Raw genomic sequence first — 572 nt, 5'->3', positions numbered from 1 at the left:
AGCGAGAAGGAAAATGTCCAGTAGATATTGAGCACAGGCAGATTAAGTATAAAAATAATGTCATTGAATGTGATCATGGTAAGTTAAAGCGAATCATCAGGGCCACATTAGGATTCAAATCTATGAAGACTGCTTATGCCACAATTAAAGGTATTGAAGTCATGCGTGCACTACGTAAAGGACAAGCATCGTCATTTTATTATGGTCAGCCTCAGGGTGAAGTGTGTCTAATCAACAGGGTTTTCGGTCTCTAAGCACTTTTTAAAGGGAACATCATCGACTCAAATCACTATTTGCAACAGTGCCCTTTAACAAGACAAAATAGAACAGAAAGTGAACCGCTTAAAAGAGAACTTCAACAAACTATTGAGCTTTATAGGGCTTTAATACAATCTGCTTCTCGGGGATAAAAATGTTAATAGTAGATTCTAAACAACTTATTGAAATAGTTAATTCTGAATGGCTTTGTTGCACAAAGATTTCATAACTATATGATTTTAAAAGTTTTGATTATTTTTTGATCCAAAATTAAATTTATTTAAATCAGATGCTTACATATTTATGCAACAAAG

Annotated in this window: 1 protein-coding gene; it reads left to right on the top strand. The window is 33.4% G+C overall.

Annotated features, from left to right (window positions below):
• Nucleotides 1-254: transposase (locus tag NI468_RS16110; protein ID WP_253102501.1), on the top strand; the 254-nt coding region annotated here is incomplete at its 5' end.
• Nucleotides 255-572 lie beyond the last annotated feature (318 nt).

It is taken from the genome of Acinetobacter lwoffii (genome assembly GCF_024129355.1).
GTDB classification, from domain to species: domain Bacteria; phylum Pseudomonadota; class Gammaproteobacteria; order Pseudomonadales; family Moraxellaceae; genus Acinetobacter; species Acinetobacter lwoffii_I.
This window is presented reverse-complemented; position numbering and strand designations above follow the sequence as displayed.